The organism is Streptomyces shaanxiensis (genome assembly GCF_039537145.1).
Taxonomy (GTDB): domain Bacteria; phylum Actinomycetota; class Actinomycetes; order Streptomycetales; family Streptomycetaceae; genus Streptomyces; species Streptomyces shaanxiensis.
The window spans coordinates 1-22,468 of record NZ_BAAAZY010000028.1 but is presented as its reverse complement, the minus strand read 5'-3'; the positions used below and the strand labels follow the sequence as shown (position 1 = coordinate 22,468).

Here is a 22,468-nt window from a genome sequence, read left to right as displayed (position 1 = left end):
CTTCATGTGAGGACCCCATTCAGTGGGTTGAACAGAAGCGGCCGATGTTCGAAGGAGAACCTGCACATGCCGCTCGTGGTGGTCGGGATCAGTGTCCTGGTCCTGCTCGTCCTGATGACCAAACTCAGGCTGAACGGCTTCGCCGCCCTGCTCCTGGTGGCCGTGGCTGTCGGGCTGGTGCAGGGGATCGGGCCGGAGAAGATCCCGGACGTGCTCGCCGAGGGCATCGGCGGGCAGATCGGCGACACCATGCTCACCATCGGCCTCGGCGCCATGGTCGGCCGGGTGATGGGGGACTCCGGCGCCGCCCAGCGCATAGCCGGCAGGCTTCTGGAGGTGTGCGGGCCCCGCTGGGTCCAGGTGGCCATGGTGCTGACGGCCATGCTCATCGGCGTGACGATGTTCTACGAGGTGGCCTTCGTCATCATCGTGCCGATCGCGTTCACGCTCGTGCGGGTCACCCGGGCGAACCTGCTGTGGGTGGGGCTGCCCATGTCGATCGCCCTGTCCACCATGCACAGCTTCCTGCCGCCGCACCCCGGCCCCACCGCGGTGGCCGCCACCTTCCACGCGTCCGTCGGACTGACCCTGTTCTACGGCCTGTTCATCGCCGTGCCGGTGGGTGCCTTCATCGCCCTGCTCTGGCCGCGTCTGCCCTTCGTCCGGGCGATGAACCCCTCCATTCCCAAGGGCCTGGTGAGCGAGCGGGTCTTCGAGGACGACGAGATGCCCGGCCTGGGCTGGTCGCTGTCCGTCGCCCTGCTGCCCGTGGTGCTGATCGCCGGCGCCGCGGTGACCGACCTGGCGGCCTCCGGCGACAACGGCCTGCTGCACTTCATCGCCTTCATCGGCTCCGCGCCGATCGCCCTGCTGCTCACCCTGCTCGTCGCGATCTGGGCGTTCGGCCCGCGCATCGGCCGTAGCCTGGCCGAGGTCAGCGCCTCCTGCAAGGAGGCCGCCCAGGCGATGGCGATGATCCTGCTCGTGATCGGCGCGGGCGGCGCCTTCAAGAACGTCCTCGTCGAAGGCGGGATATCCGACTACATCAAGGACGCGACCGACGGCTGGTCCATCTCCCCGATCATCCTGGCCTGGCTGATCGCCGCCATCCTCCGGGTGGCCCTCGGTTCCGCGACGGTCGCCGTCGTCACGGCCTCCGGCGTGGCGCTGCCCCTGCTCGCCGGCAGCGGTGTCCACCCCGAGGTGATGGTCCTCGCCGTCTCCTGCGGATCGATCGCCTTCTCCCACGTCAACGACCCGGGCTTCTGGATGTTCAAGGAGTACTTCAACCTGTCCGTCCTGGACGCCATCAAGGCCCGTACGACCTACACGACGGTCCTCGCGATCCTGGGCCTGGGCGGTGTACTCGTCCTGGAACAGGTCCTGGACGCCCTCAGCATCTAACTGCCCCCCATTCCTCTCGACTGCCCACCCTTCCTCGACTCCTCGACCGCCCACCGCTCCCCTCACGAGAACGGCATCCGCCCAGTCATGAGTCAGCCCGTCGTCACCCGCTTCTCCGTCTATCCGGTCGCCGGCCGCGACTCGATGCTCCTCAACCTCTCCGGTGCCCACGCCCCGTACTTCACGCGCAACGTCGTCGTCCTGGAGGACTCCGAGGGCCGTACCGGTCTGGGCGAGGTGCCCGGCGGAGAGAAGATCACCCAGACCCTGCGCGATGCCGAACCCCTCGTCGTCGGCGCCCGCGTCGGCGACTACAAGCGCGTCCTGCGCACGATCGAGGCGACCTTCGCCGACCGCGACTCGGGCGGTCGCGGTGCGCAGACCTTCGACCTGCGTACGACGGTGCACGCGGTGACCGCCGTCGAGTCGGCCCTCCTCGACCTGCTCGGCCGGCACCTCGAAGTGCCGGTCGCCGCCCTGCTCGGTGACGGCCAACAGCGCGACGCCGTACGGGTCCTCGGCTACCTCTTCTACGTCGGTGACCCGGACCGCACCGACCTGGACTACGTCCGCGACCCCGGCTCGGCGGTCGAGTGGTACCGGATCCGGCACGAGGAGGCGCTGACCCCCGAGGCCATCGTCCGGCAGGCGGAGGCCACCTACGACCACTACGGCTTCCGCGACTTCAAGCTCAAGGGCGGTGTCCTGCCCGGCGCGGAGGAGGTCAAGGCCGTACGGGCGCTCAAGGAGCGCTTCCCCGGGGCGCGGATCACCCTCGACCCCAACGGCGCCTGGTCGCTGCGCGAGGCCGTCGAGTTGTGCCGCCCGCTCGTGGGCACGCTCGCCTACGCCGAGGATCCCTGCGGGGCGGAGGGCGGCTACTCGGGACGGGAGGTCCTCGCCGAGTTCCGCCGGGCCACCGGGCTGCCCACGGCGACCAACATGATCGCGACGGACTGGCGCCAGCTGACTCACGCCCTGGCCCTGCAGTCGGTCTCCATCCCGCTCGCCGACCCGCACTTCTGGACCATGGAGGGGTCGGTACGGGTCGCCCAGCTCTGCAACGCGATGGGGCTGACCTGGGGCTGTCACTCCAACAACCACTTCGACATCTCCCTGGCGATGATGGTCCACTGCGGAGCGGCCGCCCCAGGCGAGTACAACGCCCTGGACACGCACTGGATCTGGCAGGAGGGACGGGAACGGCTCACCGTCGAGCCGCATAGGATCACGGGCGGTGAGGTCGCCGTACCGGACACGCCCGGACTGGGGGTCCGCCTGGACATGGACCGGCTCCTCGCCGCGCATGAGCTGTACCGCGAGAAGGCTTTGTCGGGCCGGGACGACGCGGCCGGGATGCAGTACCTGATCGAGGGCTGGACCTTCGACGCGAAGCGGCCGTGTCTCGTGCGCTGAGCCGGGCTGTCGGGGCCGCCGTCAGAGGGCGAAGACGCGGCGGGCGTTGCCGTGCAGGAACAGCTCCCGCGTCTCCTCGTCCAACTTGAGGTCGTCCAGGTGCTCCAGGGCCCGACTCGGCGTGATCATGGGGTAGTTGGAGCCGAACAGGACCTTGCGGCGGCCCCGGCCGCGCAGGTACTCCACCAGTTCCGGCGGGTAGCGGCGGGCGGTGTAGGCACTGGTGTCGATGAAGACGTTGGGGTGTTTGTCGGCGACCGCGATCATCTCCGTCGTCCACGGGTAGCCGATGTGCCCGCACACGATCGTGAGCTCGGGGAAGTCCAGCGCGACCTGGTCGATGTACGGGATGGGCCGTCCCGTCTCCGACGGACGCAGCGGGCCCGTGTGCCCGACCTGGGTGCAGAACGGCACACCGAGGTCCACGCAGGCCGCGTACAGCGGGTAGTACAGCCGGTCGGTCGGCGGCAGCCCCCACAGCCACGGGATGAGGCGCAGCGCCACGAAGCCCGACTCCTCGACGGCGCGCCGCAGTTCCCGTACGGCGGCCATGGGCCGGGCGAGGTCGGCGCCCGCCACTGCGCGCAGCCGCCCGCCGGACTGCTCGACGAAGGAGGCCACCTCGGCGTTGTCGATCAGCGCGCCCTGCGGCCCGTACCAGGCGGCCGCCAGGCCGACCTCCACGTCCGCGGCCTCCAGCGCCGCCACTGTGACCTCGACGGGCAGCGGCTCGTCGAGCGTCCGCATGCCGGTGGTCCACCGGCGCAGTGACTCGAACATCTCGTGGTTGGCGTGGCGCGGCGTCGGATGCTGCATCCAGGCGTCGATGACGGGCACGGTGTCGGCCTCTCTGTGCGGTCGGCCCGGATCACCCGGACGTGGGCGCGCGGGGTCTCGCCCTGGGCGGGGCGCAGGAAGCCGATGGTGAAACCGGCGGTCATCGCGTCCGGGCCGACCGCGCTGCCCGCGGCGAAGGACCGCGCGTGGTCCGCCGCGTAGCCGAGCAGGCCGCCGTGGGCGAAGCCGTGCTGCTGCAGCAGATCCTCGCGCACGTTCAGTTCGAGTGTCGCCCCGCCGTCACCGAAGGCCGTCAGTCCGGCACCCAGCGGGACGCTGAAGGGCTGGGCGGCCGGCACCTTGCGGGCGAGGGCCGGGTCGAGGGTCTCGCGCACGTCGCACCCCTCTCACTTCACCAGTGAAGTGAGGATGGCGGCGACCCGTCGCTTCTGTCAACATCGGTCCATGCCCGAGCCCGATCAGCGTCTGTTCTTCCTGCTCCAGCGGGCGGCGCACCAACTGCGCACCGCCTCCGACCGGCGCCTGCTGGCCACCGCCGGGATCACCACGGCCCAGCTCGGCGCGCTGTTCGCGGTCCGAGACGAGCCGGGCATCACCCAGCAGGGGCTGGCCCACACCCTGGGGCTGCGCGAGTCCGCCGTCACCGGGCTGGTCGGGCGGCTCACCGCGGCCGGTCTGGTCGTCAAGCGGGCGCATCCGCGGGAGCACCGGGCGGTGGTGCTGGAGCTGACCGACGACGGGGCCGCCGCACTCGACGCCGCGCAGCCGGAGGTCGAACGGTTCAACGCCGAGGCGCGGGCGCTGCTCGGCGAGGACGAGTTCACGCGGACCGCGGCGGCGATGCGCGCACTGGCCTACTGGGAGTCGCCGTGACGGGGAGTCCGCGGGGCGTGGGAGTCCCCGTGGCGTGAACGTGTGCCCGGCGTTTCGTCCCGTCCGGCTGCCGTTCCGTACCTCCGCCCCTATCGTGAGGCCATGTACTCGACGCGGGTCTCCCGGCATGTGAACGCCTCGCGGGCGGCCGTCTACCGGGCTCTGCTGGACGCGGACGCCGTCGCGCAGTGGCGGGTGCCGGACGGCATGACCGCGCGGGTGCACGAGTTCGACGGCAGGGAAGGCGGGGCGTTCCGGGTCTCCCTCACCTATGACCTGCCGACCGGCACCGGCAAGTCGGACCCGCGGACCGACACGTATCACGGTCACTTCGTGCGGCTCGTGCCGGACGAGCAGGTGGTCGAGGAGGTCGAGTTCGAGACCGACGACCCCGGCCTGCGCGGCACGATGACGATGACCACCACCCTCACCGACGCCGACGGCGGCACGGCCGTCCTCGTCGAGCACGAGGGGATTCCCGACGTCGTGTCCGAGCAGGACAACGAGGCCGGTACGCGGATGGCGCTGGCCAACCTCGCCCGGCTCGTCGAGTCCGCGTCCTGGTGACTCGGTCACGGTGACTCGATCATGGTGATCTCGCCGGGAGAACTGATCGGCAACCTCTGAGCGTTCGGCGGCGACTGTCGGTCGAGGGGGCTCTCCGCCGCCTCCCCGAGACCGAACGAGAGCCACCGCATGAGCATCAGAGCGACTTCGCGCCGACGTAGTCAGCACCGTAAGAGACCCGACCGCCGCCCCTTGCTGATCTGCGCGGTGACGATCACCGTGGTCGTGGCCGCCGTACTGCTGCTGACCAGGACCGACTCCGGTGCGGACACGGCGAAGGGCGGAAGTTCGACGCTCCAGGACGCGAGCGGCCCCCGCCCGGTCGCGTCCTCGACGCCCGCCTCCCCCTCCCCGTCGCGGTCCAAGTCGGAGGCGTCCCCGTCCGCCTCGAGGGCGTCGCCCCGCAAGAGCGCCACCCCCTCCGCGAAGCCGACCTCCGCCGCCCGCCCCTCCACCGGCTTCGCCGCCTGGCCCACGCCCACCACCGACCGGCCGGTGACCGCCACCGTCGAGGTCTCCGGCAGCTACGACGGACGCCTCAAGCGGTTCCACGGTGCCGGAGCCCTCGGCGCCGACGGCCAGGACGAGGACCAGGACCCGCTCTTCGAACTCGCCGACGGGGCGACCCTGAAGAACGTGATCCTGGGCGCCCCGGCCGCCGACGGGGTGCACTGCCTGGGCAGTTGCACCCTGCAGAACGTGTGGTGGGAGGACGTCGGAGAGGACGCGGCGACCTTCAAGGGAGGGTCCGCGTCGGCGACGTACCGCGTTCTCGGCGGTGGTGCCCGGCACGCGGACGACAAGGTCTTCCAGCACAACGGCGCCGGAACCGTGACCATCGGGAACTTCCAGGTCGCGGACTTCGGCAAGCTCTACCGCTCGTGCGGCAACTGCGACACCCAGTACGAGCGCCATGTCGTCATCAGCGACGTGAAGGTGACCGGCCCCGGCAACGCGATCGCCGGGATCAACGCCAACTACGGCGACACAGCCACCCTGTCGGGTGTGACGATCAACGGTGACGGCGGCAGGGACATCACCGTCTGCGACCGCTTCCAGGGCAACGACAGCGGCGACGAGCCGAACGAGACCGGCAGCGGACCTGACGGGACGCACTGCCGGTACAGCACGTCGGACGTCACCTATAGCTGATCTTTGCCTGGGGTTCGCCGGGCGTACGAAAGCGCTCGCTTGCATCGGTGTATGGACACCGAACTGTTGTCAGGGCTGCGCGTCGACTACACCGATCAGGACGACCCCGTGCTGATCAGGCCGGACGGCAGCCCCGTGGACACCTGGCGCGAGAACTACCCGTACCAGCAACGCATGGAGCGCCCGGAGTACGAGTGGCACAAGAGGCTCCAGCAGATCGAGCTGCTGAAGCTGCAGAGCTGGATCAAGGAGACCGGGCGCCGTCTCGTCATCGTCTTCGAAGGGCGGGACGCGGCCGGCAAGGGCGGCACGATCAAGCGCTTCACCGAGCACCTCAACCCGCGCGGCGCCCGCGTGGTGGCGCTGGAGAAGCCGACCGAGCGCGAGCGCGGGCAGTGGTACTTCCAGCGCTACGTGGAGCATCTGCCGACCGCCGGCGAGATCGTGTTGTTCGACCGGTCCTGGTACAACCGGGCCGGTGTGGAACGGGTGATGGGCTTCTGCAGCGACGACGAGTACCGGCGCTTCATGCGGCAGGCACCCGCCTTCGAGCGCATGCTCGTGGACGACGGCGTCGACCTGATCAAGTTCTGGTTCTCGGTGTCGCAGGGTGAGCAGCGCACCCGGTTCACCATCCGCCAGGTCGACCCCGTACGGCAGTGGAAGCTCAGCCCGATGGACCTGGCGTCGCTGGACCGCTGGGAGGACTACACCGCCGCCAAGGTCGCCATGTTCCGTGAGACGGACACCGAGCACGCGCCCTGGACGGTGGTGAAGAGCAACGACAAGAAGCGGGCCCGCGTCGAGGCCATGCGCAGCGTGCTGGCCCGCTTCGACTACGGCGACAAGGACGAGGAGGTCGTCGGCACCGCCGATCCCCGGATCGTCGGCGCGGCCGCGGGTCTGCTGGAGGCCGGTGAGGACGACTCCGAGCACGGCCGCTGACCGGCGCCCGCCCCGGCTCCGGCCGCGGCGCTAGCTCCGGGGAAGCACCGTGACGCGACGGAAGTTGCACTCGTCCCCTGCCGGGGGTCCGGCGGGGGAGAGGCGGTGCTGGTGGGCCTTGAGCGCGGCGCTGACCAGGCTCATCAGCAGGTCGACATCCGTGTCGCAGTCGAGATGTACGGTCACCCAGTTCGAGCCCGGGAGCAGCCGGATCGCGGTCGACTCCCGCAGGTCGTCGTGGAACCGCTGGATGGCCGACACGGTCAGGTGCAGGTCCACGTCCCGGTCGGAGTGGAAGTGCACGATCTCGCTCTGGACGGTGCGCAGTGCCCGCCCTGCGCCGCAACTGGCCGGGCCCGAACTCAGATCGGGCCAGACTTCCAGTTGCTTCATGGCGCGCTGGGCCAGTGTCATGTCCCCATAGTCACCCGATCACCGCGTCGCAACCAGAGGTTGAGCGAACTGTAACCGTGGCGTGAGGTAACCCGACACCGGCCCACTGCCCACGGTGAGGGCCTACTCGGGCGGCGTCGGGGTGTCGTGCGTGCGGTACATCGCCTGTACGTCCAGCTCCAGCTGGACCGTGGGACCGACCACCGCGATGCCGCGCGCGAGCATGCTGCGCCAGTTCAGGGTGTAGTCCTCCCGGTGGAGCTCCGCCTTGGCCAGGGCGGCGCAGCGCAGCTCCTCGCCGTAGCCGCCGTTGACCGACCCCAGGTAGGTGGTGTCCAGCTCGACGGAGCGGCTGATCCCGTGCATGGTCAGCGAGCCGTGCAGCGTCCACTTGGTGCCGCCGCGGTAGGCGAAGCGCGTGCTGGCGAAGTCGAGGTACGGGTAGCGCTCGACGTGCAGGAAGTCGGCGGAGCGCAGGTGGTTGTCCCGGGTGTTGTTGCCCGTGGTGATGCTCGCGGCCTCGATGCGCACGGACACCCGGGAGGCGGCCATGTCCTGCTCGACCCGTATGCCGCCGGTGAAGCGCTCGAAACGGCCGTGGACATGGGCCATGCCGACGTGCTTGGCGATGAACCGGATCGCCGTGTGCGGCGGGTCGAACAGCCAGGTGCCCGGCGCCGGCAGGTCGAGCTGGCGTCCCGACATCAGCTGGACGCGCGCCGTGGGGAGCGTCGTACCGCCGATGACGTCCACGGTCTCCTGGTGCGGGGTCAGGCCCTCGGCCGTGATCCGCAGACCGTAGCGGCCCGGCGGAAGCGCCGCGCAGAACAGCCCGTACGGATCCGTGGTGCCCCGCACCACGACCTCGTGCGAGTCCATCGCCGTCACCGTCACCTCGGCGCCCCGCATCGGCAGTCCCACCGGATCCACGACCTCGCGGGCCACGCCACCGGCACCGGACGGCACGGGGAATCCGGCAGCGGGCACCCCCCGGGAGCGTCGACTCCTGAGCAGTCCGAGGGGCATGACCATCACCTTTCTTCGGGGGTGGGGGGATGTGAGTGGGGGGAAGGAAAAAGGGGGCGCTTACTGGAGGGCAGCCGTCGGCGGTACGCCCTCGTACGCCGCCCGCAGCAGCGTGAGCACGCCGTCGGCCGTGACCGGACGGGGATTGGCGTACGCCTGGCCGGCGGTCTGCGCGGCGGCTGTCGCCAAGTCGGACTCGCTGAGGCCGAGCTCGGCGAGGGAGCGCGGGGCGCCGAGGCGTCCGGCCAGTTCCCACAGGGCCGTCGGGGCGTCATCGGCGTCCAGCGCGCGGGCCACGGTGGCGGCCGCGTCCGGCGCGAAGGGCGCGTTGTGGGCCAGGGCGTACGGCAGGACCACCGTGTGCGTCTCGGCGTGCGGCAGGCCGAAGGTGCCGCCCAGGACATGGCACAGCTTGTGGTGCAGGCCCATGGTGGTGGCGCCCAGGCAGGACCCGCACAGCCAGGCGCCGTACAGCGCACGGCCGCGCGCCGCCAGGGACGCCGGCTCCGCGGCCACCTCCGGCAGCGCCCGCGCCATCGCCCGTACGCCCTCCTCGGCCATCAGCGCCACCAGCGGCGAGGTGTCCGGGGCGTACAGCGCCTCGACGGCGTGCGCGATCGCGTTGACGCCGCTGGTCACCGAGAGCGGCACGGGCAGGGAGAGGGTGAGCTCGGGGTCGTAGACGACGCTGCGGGGCAGCACCTTCGGGTCCCGGCCGGTGCGCTTGGCGCCGTGCTCGGTCAGGCCCCAGACGTCGGTCATCTCCGAGCCGGAGTAGGTGGAGGGCACCGCGATCAGCGGCAGCCCGGTGCGCAGGGCGATCGCCTTGCCCAGCCCGATCGACGAGCCGCCGCCGACCGCCACGCACCCGTCGGCGCCCGCTGCCCGAGCCACCTCGACGGCCCGGTCGGCGACCTCGACGGGCACATGCATCCGGGCCCCGTCGTGCAGTCCCGCGCAGGCCGGGCCCAGCGCCTGAGCGACCGCCCGGGCGGTGTCCGCCCCGCGTGCACCGCACACGACCAACAGCCGCCGCAGACCGAGGTGTTCGGCCTCGCCGGGCGTCGCCGACACGGCCGCACCGGGCCGCAGGACGACCCGCCCGGGCCGGCTCTCGTACGAGAAGTCGAGGAAGCCGGTCACGACCGCTCCAGCACGAGGTCGAACCGGGCGTGCCGGAAGGGGTTGTCGACGCCGAACTCCCGGGCCAGCGACGGGTCGTCGGTCGACTCGAAGTCCTGGACCAGGCTCGGCTTGACGGCGAACACGGCGTCGGAGTCCAGGTACTCGCTGCCCGCGACGAAGATGTGCGTGGTCACCGGCGTGTGGCCGGCGGCCGAGGCGATGAAGTGGATGTGGGCCGGGCGGTAGGGGTGCCGTCCCGTGGCCCGCAGCAGGTCGCCGACCGGGCCGTCGGTGGGGATCGGGTACGGGCTCGGCACGCACGTACGGAACCAGAAGCGGCCCTCGGCGTCCGCCGTGAACAGGCCCCGCCCGTTGCCCGGCGGCTGCACGTCCGGGCGCTGCACGTCGTAGAAGCCGTGCGCGTCGGCCTGCCACACGTCGACCACGGCGCCGGGCAGCGGACCGCCGTCCCGGGACAGCACCCGGCCGCTGACCACGCACGGCTCGCCGTCCCCGACCAGGTCGATGTTCGCGCCGAGCGCGCGCACCGGGGACTCGGTCATGTGGAACGGGCCCAGCACGGTCGACTCGGTGGCGCCGGGCCCCTGCCGCTCGTTGATCGTCTCGAGGAGCATCGACAGCCCGAGCACGTCCGACAGCAGGATGAACTCCTGCCGGGTGTCCGTGCACGCCTGTCCGGTGGCCGTCAGGAACCCGATCGCCCGCTCCCACTCCTCCTGCGTCAGCTGTGACTCCCGCGCGAAGGCGTGCAGATGCCGGACCAGGCCGGTCAGCAGCTCCCGCAGACGTGGATCGGCGGTTGCGTGCAGACTGGCGACGGCCTCGTCCGTGACCGTCGGTTCACCCGCCATGTCGGCTCCCTTCTCGGCACCCATCTCAACCGTGCCCGAGAATCCGCCGCAGCGCGTCCGTGAGCACCCCTTCGGCGTCCTCGGCCGTGTCGGCGTGCCGGAACGCCACATACCCGTCGGGGCGGACGAGGAGGGCGCCCGCGTCGGAGATCTCCCTGAGGTTCGCCCAGTCGCCGTACGGGTCCTCGTACTCCTGGCCCGGTCCGATCACCACCGTGGCGATGTCGAGGGGCTGGGCCGCGGCGGCCCGCACCCAGGCGTCGCCGCCGATGCCGGTGAGCAGCGTGAAGCGGCCCTTGCCGACGGTGTCCAGGGTGGACAGGGTCCGGGTGCCCGAGGTGATCCAGGCGTGCGGGAGCTTGGCGCCGGGGCGGGAGGTGGGCTGGTGGTGCAGCTCGGGGTCGCGGGTGAAGCCGGGGTCGGGCGTGCCGTCCGGGACGACCGCGGCGGAGCTTTCGGCGGGATAGCGCTGGTTGAGGTCGACGCCGTGCGCGTTGAACTCGTACACCTTGAAGGCGATCGCCTCGCGCAGCGCCGCCCGCTGCTTCTCGGCCGCCTCCGTGGCGTCCTTGCGGGCGGCGATGTTGGCCCACAGCTGCTCGGGCGTCTGCGGCGAGAGCCCGTCCAGTGCCTCGAAGATCGGGGCGGTCTCGCCGATGGACTTGTTCGCGCGGGTCACGATCTGCTTCCCGACCGGAGCCCGCTCGGCGTCGTAGGTGTCGAGCAGCTTCGGCGAGGCGACCCCGTCGAGGACGAGCTTCAGCTTCCAGGCCAGGTTGTAGGAGTCCTGGATGGACGTGTTGGAGCCGAGCCCGTTGGACGGCGGGTGACGGTGCACGGCGTCACCGGCACAGAAGACGCGGCCGTTCGCGTACGTCTCGGCGTACATCTCGTTGACCGTCCACGCCGAAGACGACTTGATGGTCACCGGGATCTCGTCGTCGCCGACGAGCTGCCGTACGACGGACAGGGCGTACTCCTCGGTGAGGTCGGGGGCGCCCGCGGTGACGTCGTAGCCCCAGACGATCAGCCACTCGTTCCAGGGGCGGACGTTGCGCACCAGGCCCGCGCCGATGCCGCCGACCGTGGCGCCGGGCGCGAGCACCCAGTAGAGGGTGGACGGCCGGTGCGCGGTGTACTTGCTCAGGTCCGCGTCGAAGACGATGTTGATGCTGCCCGCGACGCCCATCTGCCCGCCCATCGGCAGCCCCGCGTCCTCGGCGACCTTCGACCGGCCGCCGTCGGCACCGATCAGGTACTTGGCGCGGATCCGGTACTCGTCGCCGCGCAGCCGGTCCTCGACCGTGACCGTGACGCCGCCCTCGTCCTGGACGAAGGACTTGTAGACCGTGCTGAACCGGAAGTCGGTGCCGCGCGCGATCGCCGCGTTCACCAGCACCGGCTCCATCAGGTGCTGCGGCATGTCGCACATCCGGGTCGGGCTGGCCAGTTCGTGCGCGGCCTGCACGAGCGGGTCGTTGCCCCACGAGCGGACCCGGCCCAGCTCCTCGCCGGCCAGGCTGGTGCAGAACGTCGTGTTGCCCATCAGATGCTGGGGCGTCGCCTGGGCGACCACGTCCTCCTCGACGCCCAGGTCGCGCAGCACCTCCATGGTCCGCTGGTTGGTGATGTGCGCGCGGGGGGTGTCGGCGAGACTCGCGTACCGGGTGACGACCATGTTGCGCACGCCGTAGGTGCTCAGCGCGAGCGCGGCCGACGCGCCCGCCGGGCCGCTGCCCACGATCAGTACATCGGTCTCGACGACGGTGTGCACGACAGAACGCTCCAGGAGTTGAGACAGGAGGATGAGACGGGGGTTGAGACGGGAGGACGTGAGAGGAGATCGAGGACGGACTCCAGCCTTTCAAGATCATGGAGCGGTACGGCCGGACGTGGGTGTCTCAATACGAGACAACCCACCGTCGCCGCGTCCGCGACGCCCCCGATACGGTGAGGGACGCCATGACCACCGCGGAACATCCCCCTGCCCTCGCCCCGCTCCGCCAGGCCCGCCAGCGGTTCCTGACGGGGCGCCCGCTCCCGGACGGCGTGCCGGACGACGTCGTCGCGGCCTGGCGGCGCGCCCGCTTCTTCGGCGTACGGCCCGATCTCGAAGGCCCCGCACGGGAGTTGCCCCACCCGGCCGACTCGCCCCTGCTGGAGGCGGCACGCCCGGTGCTCGCCCGCCTCGCTCCGGCCCTCGACGCCGGAAGTTCCGCGCTCCTGCTCACCGACGAGCGGCTCAGGGTGCTGTGGTCGGCCGGTAGCGCGCCCGGCGACGACGCGTGCCGCGACCTGTCCGAGCGGGAGGTCGGCCACAACAGCGCCGCGCTCGCCCTGCGCACCCGGCGCCGGGCCGAGGTGCACGGTCCCGAGCACTTCCTCGACGTGTGGCAGGACGTCTCCGCGGTCAGTGTGCCGCTGCTCTCCCCGGAGACCGGCCAGGTACTCGGCACGGTGACGGTCGCCTCGGGCCTGTGCGCCGGCTGCCGCCCGCACCCCGGCGCCGCCCTCGCCGAGGCGGCGGCCACGGCGGTGGAGGCGGAACTGCGGGCACGCGCGCGTACCGCGGAACGCGTGCTGCTCGACGCCTATGAGCGCGCCGTGCGCGGGCGGGAGCGGGCGGTCGTCGCGCTGGACGGCCGTAACCGCCTGGTCAGCGAGGCGGCGGCGCGTCTGGCCTCGCCGCAGGTGCTGGAGGCGCTGGAGCGGGGCGCGCGGGCGTGGGGGAGCGGGGAGTCGTACGAGATCTCGCTGCCCGAGGACGCCGGGTGCGGCGTCGAGATCACTCCGGTACGGCATGAAGGCCGCGCCCTCGGCCTGGTCGCCGTACTCGAAGCACGCCCCTTGGAGTCGGTGCCGTCGCGGCCGCCGCGCCCGGCGGGCTCGCTCGTGGGGAGCTCGGTGCCGTGGCGGCACGCGGTCGCGCGGGCGACGGCCCTGGCCCGTACCGCAGGGCCCCTGCTGGTCGTGGGCGAGCGCGGAACAGGCAAGACCACGCTCGCCCTCGAACTCCTCGACGACGCCGCTCCGTTGGTCGTGGACGCCGCCGAGTCACCCGAACTGGGCCTCAAGGACGCCGAGCCCAGCGAGACGGGGATCCCCCCGGCCGAAGCCTGGGGGAGGGCCGGTGACCGCCCGCTGCTGCTGCGCCACGCCGAACGGCTGGCCCAGCCGGACGTCGCCGCCCTCAACTCCCTCCTGGACGAGCGCCCGGACGCCCACCTGGTCGTCACGTACACACCCGGAACCTCACCCGGCCCCTGCCTGCAGCGCCTCCTCGACACGCTCGCGGCCCGCTCGGTGACCTTGCCCGCCCTGCGTGAACGCCCCGAGGACATCAGGGAGTTGCTCCCCGCTCTGGCGCCCGGGCCGGCCCCCGGCAGCCCGCCGCTGACCTGGACGCTGGACGCGCTGCGGGCGCTGGAACAGCATCCCTGGCCCGGAAACGTCACCGAACTCGCCCACCTCGTACGGGCGCTCGCCGGTCAGCGCCGAGTCTTCGGACCGGTGCGACGGAGCGAACTGCCGGATCCCGTCCGGGAGGGACCCGCGGGACGCAGCCTCAGCCCGATGGAGCTCGCCGAACGGGCCGCGATCCTGGAGGCGTTGCGCCGCCACGGCGGCAACAAGGCGCGCGCCGCAGTGGCGTTGGGGATCGCCCGGGCCACCCTTTACCGGAAGCTGCGGGAGTATCAGGGGCGGGACGCCCTGCCCGCCCCGAACCCCTGATCCTGCCGAATCCGTATCCGTCAGGGCCTCAGCGTGCCCCGGTCCAGTTGTGCGCGACGTCGACCACGACCCGGTCGGTCGCCACCCACACCCGGAACGGCAGCCGTGCCCGGACGCCGAGCCCGATCTGCGTGTCCCCTTCGAAGCTGCCGGCGAACCGGGCGTCCCTGAAGGTGCGGTAGCCCGTGAGGTCCACGCCCGACAGGCGCTGACCGGCCCGCACGGGATACGTGGGCTCACCGGTGTCGGGGTCGTAGGCAGGGGCGGCCACCCGGACCTCGAGGACGGCTCCGCCGCCGACGGGGATGTGGTTGCCCGAACCGTCCTGGTAGAGGCGGCTGACGTACCTGACGGAATAGCCGAGGCCGCTGGTGCCCGCGCCGGGGACGTCCACGACCATACGGTCGAAGCAGGCGTGCCGGCCGGTCCTGATGTTCGTCACCGACTCCGACGTGGCGGCGGAGCGGGTCTTGGCGAGGCTGCCCCAGCCGGTGGGGCAGGCCGTGGCCTGTGAGGTGCTGGTGGTGGTGGCATCGGCCGGGACCGCCGCCACGCCCACCGTTGCGGCGATGAGCGCGACCGTTGTCGCCCATGCGGCTCTTTTTCGTCCCATTACGTCCCCCGGGAGGTGATGTGTCTGATATTAGGGGAGACATTCGGGTTGGCGGAATGGTTGCACTCATTCCGGTTCGGTCTTCCGGCCCGGTCAGGCGGTTGTGCGACGTGCTCGGGAACCCGGGCCGGACCTGGGACGTTCCCCCGAAGGACGGCGGCGACCGGCAGGGGTCGTAGGCGCAGCTGGGGGGGGGCAATGTGACGCGGTTGATTGTCGTAGGGGGCGGGATCGCCGGTGCGGGAGCGGGGCTCGCGCTGCACAAGGCCGGCTTAGAGGTCGAGGTGTACGAGGCGCATCCGGACTCCGCGGAGGACATCGGCGCGTTCCTCACCCTCGCGAGCAACGGCATGCGGGCTCTCGCGGAGGTCGACGCCTCGGCCGCGGTCACCGCGATCGGCTTCCCCCTCACCTCGATGCGGGTCCTCGACGACACGGGCGCGGAGGTGGCCCAGGTGCCGCTCGGCGAGGCCGGCACCGCACACCTGCGGTACCGCTGCCTGCGGCGCGGCGACCTCAACGCCGCCCTGCAGGCCGAGGTCACGCGCCGGGGCATCGGCATCCGGCACGGTGCCCGCCTGGTGTCGGTCGAGGACGGCACGGACGGCGTGACCGCCCACTTCGCCGACGGCAGCACGGCCACCGGCGACCTCCTCATCGGGGCCGACGGCCTGAACTCCACGGTCCGCCGGCTCATCGCCCCCGACACGCGCCCGGAGTACGCCGGACAGTACGTCTTCTACGGCTACACCGACGCCGTTCCCGAGGCAGCCGAGGGCGAGACCATCACCATGGTGCGCGGCAGCTCCGTCGCCTTCGGGTACGCGGTGTCGCCGGCGGGGGAGACGTACTGGTTCGCGCGCGTCACCGACGCACCCCTGGCCGCCGACGCCCTCGCGGACGGCACTCCGGCCCGGTGGCGCGACCTGCTCCTGCCACTCCTGCGCAAGGACACCACCCCCGCCGCGGACCTCGTCGCGGCCACCCCCGACCGGCTGATGGTCACCAACGCCACCGAACTCCCCACCGGGACGCCCTGGCGCTCCGGCCGCACCCTGCTCATCGGCGACGCGGCCCACGCGGCGTCCCCCGCCACCGGGCAGGGCGCGTCCATGGCACTGGAGGACGCCGTGATCCTCGCCAAGTCCCTGCGGGACGCGCCGGACACCGATGCCGCGCTCGCGCTCTACGAGACCCTTCGCCGCCCCCGCGTGGAAGACAACATCACGGTCAGCGGCAACATCTCCCGCGGCACCCACACCCCGTCAGGTCCCGGCGGCCGGGGCGCGAGAGGGAACCGGCCGGGCGACGACGAGCTCGTACGACACCTGGAGTGGGGCAGCGACCTCTCACGGCTCGGCCCGTAGATCGATGCACCGGCCAACCGGCGCAACCCCGGCGTGCACCCGCCCCTCATACAGGTCGAACCATCCCGGGTTCTCGGAGAGGAGCGTCTGTTGGCCAGTCAGTTGTCCCGTCGACAGTTCGTGGTGTACTCGCTGGCGGCGACCACCCTGACCGTCGCGGCACCGCTCGGCTGCGACGGCTCGACCGCGGAGGGCGCCGAGGAAGCCGCAGCAGGTGCCCGTGGAGCCTCCGACGTCCTGGTCACCGGCACCGACGAGGAGATGCTGGTCCTGGAGGTCACCCCGGCCAACAGGGTCGTCGTACGGCTGCCGCGCGTCGAGGTCGGCCAGGGTGTCACCACCGCCGTCGCGATGATGATCGCCGAGGAGCTGGACGCCCGGCTCGCCGACGTCGACATCCCGCTCGCGGACGCCCGCAGCAAGGGCAACCAGTTCACCGGCGGCTCCAACTCGGTCAGTTCGCTGTACGGACCGGCCCGGCACCTGGCCGCCACAGCCCGCGCCAAGCTGGTGACCGCCGCAGCCCGCCAGTGGCACGTCCCCGCGCGGACCCTGCGCACCCGGGACACGATGGTCTTCGGACCGGACGGCCGCACGGCCACCTTCGGATCGCTGACCAGGGCCGCCGCCCGGATCACGCGCCCGGCCGTGTCGACCGACCCCAAGCCCGCGTCCAAGCACCGGGTGATCGGTCGGCCGGCGACCCGCATCGACGCCCGCGACATCGTCACCGGCAAGGCCAAGTACACCGGCGACCTCACGGCGGCCGGAGCCAAGCCGACGGTCGTGGCGCGGCCGCCGACGATCGGCGGGAAGATCGTCTCGGTCGACTCCCAGGCAGCCCGCGCCATGCCCGGCGTGCACGCGGTCGTCCGGATCGACGGTGGGGTGGCCGTGGTCGCCGAGACCTTCCACCATGCCTTCCAGGCCCGCGACGCGCTCCGGATCAAGTGGGCGCCCGGCCCCCTCGCGAACCTCTCCGACACCGAGATCCGCTCCCGGCTGCGCGCCGCCGTGCCGAAGCTGGAGACCCCGCCGCGCGGATCGGCGCAGACGGAGGCCGAGTTCGAGTTCGCCTTCGTCAGCCACGCGCCGATGGAGGTGCTCACCGCCGTGGCGGACGTACGGGCCGCGCGCGCCGAGATCTGGTTCTCCTCCCAGACGCCGCAGTCCGCGCGGGAGGACATCGCCGCGAGGATCGGCCTGCCTGCATCGAAGGTCCGGGTCCATGTCCTGCGCGGCGGGGGCTCGTTCGGGCGCCGGCTGAACTACGACGCCGCGATCGAGGCGGCCCTCATCTCCAAGCAGGCCCGGCGGCCGGTGAAGCTGATGTGGAGCCGGGCCGACGACATCCGGCACGGCAGGATGCGCCCGGCCACCCACCACCGGATCAGGGCCAGCCACGCCCAGGGCAGGGTGGTGGCCTTCGCCCACGCGACGGCCTCGGTCAACGAGTCCTCCGAGCAGGGCCTGTCCACTCAGGGCGGCGTCCGCTCCGCCGTGCGCGCCCCCGCCGGCGCCCCACTCCCCAGTGACAGCGGCCTGTACAACTTCGGGCGCCTCTCCGGGGATTCGGGCTCGGTCGACCTGGCGATACCGCTGGGCGCCTGGCGCTCGGTCGACTCCGGCACGGTGCGCACCGCCGAGGAGATCGTCGTCGACGAGGTCGCCCGCAGCCTCGGCAAGGACCCGGTCGCCTTCCGCCGTACGACACTGCGGAGCAAGGCCGTCAAGGCCGTACTGGACAAGGTGGCCAAGGCCGGGGACTGGGGCCGGACCATGCCGCGGGGCCACGCCCAGGGGGTCGCCGTCCACGAGGAGTACGGCTCCTGTGTGGCCTGCCTGGTCGAGATCGACGCCGCCGATCCGAAGAACCCACGGGTGACCAAGGTGGTGATGGCGGCGGACGTCGGCACGGCCGTCAACCCGCGCGGACTTCAGGCCCAGCTCATGGGCACCGCCGTCGACGGGATCTCCACCATCCTGCGAGCCGGGCTGCACATCGACAAGGGCGCCGTCCGCGAGAGCAGCTTCGCCGACTTCCACTACGCCCGCCAGCGGCACGCCCCGCAGCACTTCGAGGCGCACATCATGCCCTCCCGGCGCGATCCCGGCGGAGCCGGCGAACTCGGCGTCCCGGCCGCGGCCGGCGCCGTCGCCAACGCCTACGCCCGGGCCACCGGCACGAAGCCGCGCCGCTTCCCCCTCGACTTCTGAGTCACGTCCGAGAAGGTACCGATGCCCTCCTACTCCTTCACCCTCAACGGGAAGCGCGTCACCGTCGAGGCCCCCGCCGACATGCCGCTGCTGTGGGTGCTGCGCGACCTGCTGAACGTCACCGGCCCCAAGTACGGCTGCGGCGTGGGCGCCTGTCGCGCCTGCACCAGCCATCTCGACGGCGACGAGATACAGCCCTGCGTCGTCCCGGTCGCCGACTGCGCCGGCCGTGAGGTCACCACCATCGAGGGCCTGGCCGACGGTGACCGCCTCCATCCCGTGCAACAGGCCTGGCTCGACTGCGACGTAGCCCAGTGCGGTTTCTGCCAGCCCGGCCAGATCATGGCCACGGCCGCCCTGCTGAAGAAGACGCCCCGGCCGACGGACGCCGACATCGACCGCATCGAGAACGTCTGCCGCTGCGGCACGTACTCCCGGATCCGCGAGGCGATCAAGAAGGCCGCCTCCGACAGTTGACCCGGGTGACACCCCGGAGCAGGACGGGGTGACTTCAGTGCCGCCGAGGGCCGCCGTACGCTGATGGCCGTGCACAACTCCTTCGAGGGCCCGGGCGCCGCGGCGGCACGGTTCACCGGACTCCCGGCCACCGGTGAACGCCGGCTCTCCGGAGCCCTGGCCGAAGTCACCCTGGACGGTGGCCGGGTGGTGATGGTCAAGCGCGGCGAGGGCGACCGCGCCGCACAGGCCGAAGCGGCGGGACTGCGCTGGCTGGCCGACGCCGGCACGGTCCGCATCCCCGCCGTGCACGGCCACGACGAGCAGTGGCTGGTCACCGACCGGGTGGCCACCGGCCGGCCCGGCGCCGCGGCGGCGGAGCGCCTCGGCCGTGAATTGGCCGCCCTGCACGCCGCCGGCGCACCCGCGTTCGGCGCCCCACCGCCCGGCGGCCCCGAGGACGCGTACATCGGCCTCGCCCCGATGCGCAACGTCACCGGCCCCGACTGGCCCCGCTGGTACGCAGAGCACCGGGTGCTGCCGTACCTGCGCCGCGCGGTCGACGTCGGCACGCTCCGCCGCGAGGAGGTGCCCGTCATCGAGCGGGTCTGCGAGCGCCTCCCCGAACTGGCGGGCCCCGCCGAGCCGCCCGCCCGGCTGCACGGCGACCTGTGGAACGGCAACGTCCTGTGGGGTGCCGACGGACACGCCTGGCTGATCGACCCGGCCGCGCACGGCGGCCACCGCGAGACCGACCTGGCCATGCTCCACCTCTTCGGCTGCCCCCACCTGGACCGGATCCTGGCCGCCTACCAGGAGGCCGCACCGCTCGCCGACGGATGGACCGACCGTATCGGCCTCCACCAGCTGTTTCCGCTCCTCGTGCACGCCGTGCTCTTCGGCCGCGGCTACGCCGAACAAGCCCTCGCGGCGGCCGAGTCGGCCACGAACCGTTGACGCCCGGCTGCCCGTGACCGGCACGCACGCCCTCCCCCCTACGACGCGGTCAACGCCAGCTGGGGGAGGGCCCGGTGAGGTTCCCGTGCGGCACGGGACGGCCCGTGAACGCGTCCAGCAGGATGCGGTCGCCGAGCGGGCGGTCAAGCCGGACCGTCACCTTCCCGGTGTGCAGGTCGGACGTGCAGGGCAGGCCCTCGTCGTTGGTGTCGACGACGTAGGCGGACAGGACCACGCTGCCGTCCGTCTCCAGTGCGTCCACTCCGGGTCCGTCGTCGCAGGACCCGTGGTAGGCGTGCACGGTGACGGAGCGGCCGTCCTCGGCCACCTCGACCAGCTCGTTGAGCTCCCACAGACCGTCGGTAGGGCTGTTCCCGACCGGCCCGATCGGCGGCTCGGGAAGCTTCGACGGGTCGAGGGCCACGCGCTTGAGCGGGGTGTCGTAGCCCTCGATCGTGAACAGCCACGCCGGGACGGTGGCCGGACCGCGACTCGTGGCCAGCGTCGTCTCGCCCAGCTTCGCCCCGGTCACGGTGAGGTGCGGCGGCGGGCCGCTGCTGCGGGCCAGCCTGTCGTACGCCTCCCGAGCCTTCATGAGCGGCAGGGTGAGCGACCCGCCGTGCTGCCATGTCACCTTCGCCGCCTTCGTCGGCGCTTTGGGGAGGTCGCCGCGCAGCACGAAGTTGTCGGTGATGTACGCCTCCTTGTCGGCGTCGTTGTGGAAGGCGTCCTCGGGCAGCTGGACCGCGTCCGCCATCGGGTAGTAGCCCTTGCGCCAGATCTCGGCGGCCGGTGAACCGTCCCAGGCCTTGGCCACCTTGAGGGCGCGGGGATTGGTGTCCGGCGCCGGTTCGGACTCGCCGGAGCCCGCCGTGCCGCCTTCGCCGCACCCGGCGGCGAGCAGGCCGAGCGCGATCAGTAGTTGGACGGTGCGTGAAGTGGTCGTTCGCATGGATCCCCCCGAGCGGTTCGGCGACGGGTACGCGGGTACGGGAGGGGCGGTGCCGCGGCCGCCCCGACACTGTGACGCACGACCGGCCCGCCGCGTTCGGTCAGACCAGTGACTGTGTGCCGAGCACCGTCAACGGGCCGATTCCCTGGTGACGCCGGGCCCTGCCCGGCCCCTCAGACGACGGCGTCGGCGCGCAGGGCCTCGATCTCCTCGGCGGTACGCCCGAGTTCGGCGAGGATCGCCTCGGTGTGCTCGCCCACCCCCGGCACCGGGTCCATGCGCGCGGGCAGTCCCGCGAGGTCGGCCGGCGGCAGCAGGGCCTGCACCGTCGCGCCACCGGGCACCGCCACGTCGGCCCAGCGGCCGCGGGCGGCCAGGACCGGATGGTCCAGGAACGCGGCGACGTCGTTGACCCCCGCGCAGGCGATGCCGATGGATTCCAGGTCCTTGAGGACCTCCTCGGCGCCGGAGCGGGCACAGCGCTGGGCGACGACGGCGTTGAGCTCGTCGCGGTGGGCCACGCGGGCGGAGCTCGTGGCGAAGCGCGGGTCGTCCGTCAGCTCGGGCCGCCCCAGGAACTCGGCGCACAGCACGGCCCACTCGCGCTCGTTCTGGATGGAGAACAGCACCTCCCGGCCGTCCGCCGCCGCATAGGCGCCGTACGGAGCGAGGGTGGGGTGCTGGGTGCCCAGACGCGCGGGCTGGCTGCCGCCGTACCGCGTGTAGTAGGCGGGCTGGCCCATCCACTCCGCCAGCGCCTCGAACAGGGACACCTCCACCGGGTGGGCCGTACCGGTGGTGGCGCGCGTGAACAGGGCGGTGAGGATGCCGCTGTACGCGTACATCCCGGCGGCGATGTCGGCGACGGAGATGCCGACACGCGCGGTCTCGTCGGCCGTTCCGGTGAGTGACACCAGGCCGGTCTGGCACTGCACCAGCAGGTCGTACGACTTCCGGTCGGCCCACGGACCCGATGTGCCGTACCCGGAGATCGTGCACGGGACCAGCCGCGGCCACCGCTCCCGCAGCACCTCGACCCCCAGGCCGAGGCGGTCGGCGGCGCCGGGCGCCAGATTCTGTACGAACACGTCGGCGCCGTCGAGGAGTCGGTGCAGGATCTCCCGGCCCCGGGGTGCCTTCAGGTCCAGCGTGAGGGACTCCTTGGACCGGTTGAGCCACACGAAATAGCTGGACTGCCCGTGCACCGTCGTGTCGTACCGGCGGGCGAAGTCCCCGTCCCCGGGCCGCTCGACCTTGATCACGCGCGCGCCGAGGTCGGCGAGCTGCCGGGTGGCGTACGGGGCGGCCACGGCCTGCTCGAGGCTGACCACGGTGATGCCGGACAGGGGAAGGTGGGGCGCGCTCATAGGGGCCATGTGTACGGGCACGACGGAGATCGCGTCAATGGGGCCCATATTTGTCGGTACGGGACTTCGTGCAGCTCGGCGCGCTGTCGGTGGGGGTGCGGTGGGGAGTGACCCAGGGTGCAGTGCCGCCTCAGGCGGGGACGCGGAGGGTCTCCACGGCCCTTACCAGCGGAGCCAGTTCGGGGTTCTTCGCGGCCTCGTCGAGGGCTTCGCGCAACGCGGCCTCGTTGGTCGGG

General features: G+C 72.1%; 21 protein-coding genes and 2 pseudogenes. 12 read left to right on the top strand and 11 right to left on the bottom strand.

Annotated features, from left to right (window positions below):
• Window positions 1–6 precede the first annotated feature (6 nt).
• Together ABD932_RS38270 and ABD932_RS38265 are read left to right on the top strand one after the other, a co-directional pair.
• A complete protein-coding gene (locus tag ABD932_RS38270) occupies window positions 7–1,404 on the top strand; it encodes a gluconate:H+ symporter (protein ID WP_345020338.1) in 1,398 nt (465 codons plus the stop codon).
• Between the two features lie 87 nt (window positions 1,405–1,491).
• Window positions 1,492–2,820, top strand: coding sequence for an enolase C-terminal domain-like protein (locus ABD932_RS38265; protein WP_345020336.1), 1,329 nt, complete (start codon window positions 1,492–1,494; stop codon window positions 2,818–2,820).
• 21 nt (window positions 2,821–2,841) lie between these two features.
• On the opposite strand, the gene ABD932_RS38260 is transcribed toward ABD932_RS38265, so the two are convergent.
• Window positions 2,842–3,657, bottom strand: coding sequence for an amidohydrolase family protein (locus ABD932_RS38260; protein WP_345020335.1), 816 nt, complete (start codon window positions 3,655–3,657; stop codon window positions 2,842–2,844).
• 74 nt (window positions 3,658–3,731) lie between these two features.
• Window positions 3,732–3,872, bottom strand: a pseudogene (locus ABD932_RS44140) (thioesterase); the annotation flags it as partial.
• On the opposite strand from ABD932_RS44140, the gene ABD932_RS44135 reads away from it, so the two are divergent.
• The 5 genes from ABD932_RS44135 to ppk2 all read left to right on the top strand — a co-directional run bounded on the left by ABD932_RS44135 (window position 3,804) and on the right by ppk2 (window position 7,155).
• Entirely contained in the window at window positions 3,804–4,019 is a 216-nt protein-coding gene (locus ABD932_RS44135; RefSeq protein WP_425587584.1) for a hypothetical protein, read from the top strand. The pseudogene ABD932_RS44140 and the gene ABD932_RS44135 overlap by 69 nt on opposite strands.
• 43 nt (window positions 4,020–4,062) lie before the next feature.
• Window positions 4,063–4,491 (top strand): MarR family winged helix-turn-helix transcriptional regulator, encoded by a 429-nt coding sequence (locus tag ABD932_RS38250; protein WP_345020334.1) that lies wholly within the window; start codon window positions 4,063–4,065, stop codon window positions 4,489–4,491.
• Window positions 4,492–4,593: 102 nt separating this feature from the next.
• Window positions 4,594–5,058, top strand: coding sequence for an SRPBCC domain-containing protein (locus tag ABD932_RS38245; RefSeq protein ID WP_345020333.1), 465 nt, complete (start codon window positions 4,594–4,596; stop codon window positions 5,056–5,058).
• A 129-nt stretch (window positions 5,059–5,187) separates the two neighbouring features.
• On the top strand, window positions 5,188–6,210 hold the full coding sequence (locus ABD932_RS38240; RefSeq protein ID WP_345020331.1) for a pectate lyase: 1,023 nt from the start codon (window positions 5,188–5,190) through the stop codon (window positions 6,208–6,210).
• A 51-nt stretch (window positions 6,211–6,261) separates the two neighbouring features.
• The gene (gene ppk2 / locus ABD932_RS38235; RefSeq protein ID WP_345020329.1) at window positions 6,262–7,155 is read left to right on the top strand and encodes a polyphosphate kinase 2; all 894 of its coding nucleotides are present in this window, start codon (window positions 6,262–6,264) and stop codon (window positions 7,153–7,155) included.
• Between the two features lie 30 nt (window positions 7,156–7,185).
• Here the strand turns inward: ppk2 and ABD932_RS38230 are convergent, their stop codons facing one another.
• The 5 genes from ABD932_RS38230 to ABD932_RS38210 form a co-directional block, all read right to left on the bottom strand.
• Entirely contained in the window at window positions 7,186–7,569 is a 384-nt protein-coding gene (locus tag ABD932_RS38230) for a luciferase domain-containing protein (RefSeq protein WP_345020327.1), read from the bottom strand.
• 102 nt (window positions 7,570–7,671) lie between these two features.
• Complete coding sequence (locus tag ABD932_RS38225) at window positions 7,672–8,574, bottom strand: YceI family protein (RefSeq protein WP_345020325.1); 903 nt, start codon at window positions 8,572–8,574, stop codon at window positions 7,672–7,674.
• 60 nt (window positions 8,575–8,634) lie between these two features.
• Window positions 8,635–9,717 carry a maleylacetate reductase gene (locus ABD932_RS38220; protein WP_345020323.1) on the bottom strand — a complete coding sequence of 361 codons (1,083 nt, stop codon included), beginning with the start codon at window positions 9,715–9,717 and terminating at the stop codon, window positions 8,635–8,637.
• Window positions 9,714–10,571 carry an intradiol ring-cleavage dioxygenase gene (locus ABD932_RS38215; protein WP_345020321.1) on the bottom strand — a complete coding sequence of 286 codons (858 nt, stop codon included), beginning with the start codon at window positions 10,569–10,571 and terminating at the stop codon, window positions 9,714–9,716. Before ABD932_RS38215 ends, ABD932_RS38220 begins: the two co-directional genes overlap by 4 nt.
• A gap of 25 nt (window positions 10,572–10,596) precedes the next feature.
• The gene (locus tag ABD932_RS38210; protein WP_345020319.1) at window positions 10,597–12,345 is read right to left on the bottom strand and encodes an FAD-dependent oxidoreductase; all 1,749 of its coding nucleotides are present in this window, start codon (window positions 12,343–12,345) and stop codon (window positions 10,597–10,599) included.
• Window positions 12,346–12,533: 188 nt separating this feature from the next.
• Between ABD932_RS38210 and ABD932_RS38205 the strand changes: the two genes are divergently transcribed.
• Complete coding sequence (locus ABD932_RS38205) at window positions 12,534–14,303, top strand: sigma-54-dependent Fis family transcriptional regulator (protein WP_345020317.1); 1,770 nt, start codon at window positions 12,534–12,536, stop codon at window positions 14,301–14,303.
• Window positions 14,304–14,331: 28 nt separating this feature from the next.
• Here ABD932_RS38205 and ABD932_RS38200 read toward each other — a convergent pair whose 3' ends face one another.
• Complete coding sequence (locus ABD932_RS38200; RefSeq protein ID WP_345020315.1) at window positions 14,332–14,916, bottom strand: AMIN-like domain-containing (lipo)protein; 585 nt, start codon at window positions 14,914–14,916, stop codon at window positions 14,332–14,334.
• Window positions 14,917–15,116: 200 nt separating this feature from the next.
• Between ABD932_RS38200 and ABD932_RS38195 the strand changes: the two genes are divergently transcribed.
• The 4 genes from ABD932_RS38195 (at window position 15,117) to ABD932_RS38180 (ending at window position 19,913) form a co-directional block, all read left to right on the top strand.
• Window positions 15,117–16,283: an FAD-dependent oxidoreductase gene (locus tag ABD932_RS38195; RefSeq protein WP_345020313.1), complete on the top strand. Its 1,167-nt coding sequence runs from the start codon at window positions 15,117–15,119 to the stop codon at window positions 16,281–16,283.
• Between the two features lie 120 nt (window positions 16,284–16,403).
• On the top strand, window positions 16,404–18,500 hold the full coding sequence (locus ABD932_RS38190; RefSeq protein ID WP_345020944.1) for a xanthine dehydrogenase family protein molybdopterin-binding subunit: 2,097 nt from the start codon (window positions 16,404–16,406) through the stop codon (window positions 18,498–18,500).
• Window positions 18,501–18,521: 21 nt separating this feature from the next.
• A complete protein-coding gene (locus tag ABD932_RS38185; protein WP_345020311.1) occupies window positions 18,522–18,977 on the top strand; it encodes a (2Fe-2S)-binding protein in 456 nt (151 codons plus the stop codon).
• A gap of 69 nt (window positions 18,978–19,046) precedes the next feature.
• On the top strand, window positions 19,047–19,913 hold the full coding sequence (locus tag ABD932_RS38180; RefSeq protein ID WP_345020309.1) for a fructosamine kinase family protein: 867 nt from the start codon (window positions 19,047–19,049) through the stop codon (window positions 19,911–19,913).
• Between the two features lie 49 nt (window positions 19,914–19,962).
• Here ABD932_RS38180 and ABD932_RS38175 read toward each other — a convergent pair whose 3' ends face one another.
• From ABD932_RS38175 to ABD932_RS38165, 3 genes and pseudogenes are all read right to left on the bottom strand, one after another.
• Window positions 19,963–20,865, bottom strand: a complete 903-nt coding sequence (locus tag ABD932_RS38175) for a hypothetical protein (protein ID WP_345020307.1) — start codon at window positions 20,863–20,865, stop codon at window positions 19,963–19,965.
• Between the two features lie 173 nt (window positions 20,866–21,038).
• The gene (locus ABD932_RS38170; RefSeq protein WP_345020305.1) at window positions 21,039–22,232 is read right to left on the bottom strand and encodes a CaiB/BaiF CoA transferase family protein; all 1,194 of its coding nucleotides are present in this window, start codon (window positions 22,230–22,232) and stop codon (window positions 21,039–21,041) included.
• 130 nt (window positions 22,233–22,362) lie between these two features.
• Window positions 22,363–22,468 (bottom strand): annotated as a pseudogene (locus ABD932_RS38165) (MarR family transcriptional regulator); the annotation flags it as partial.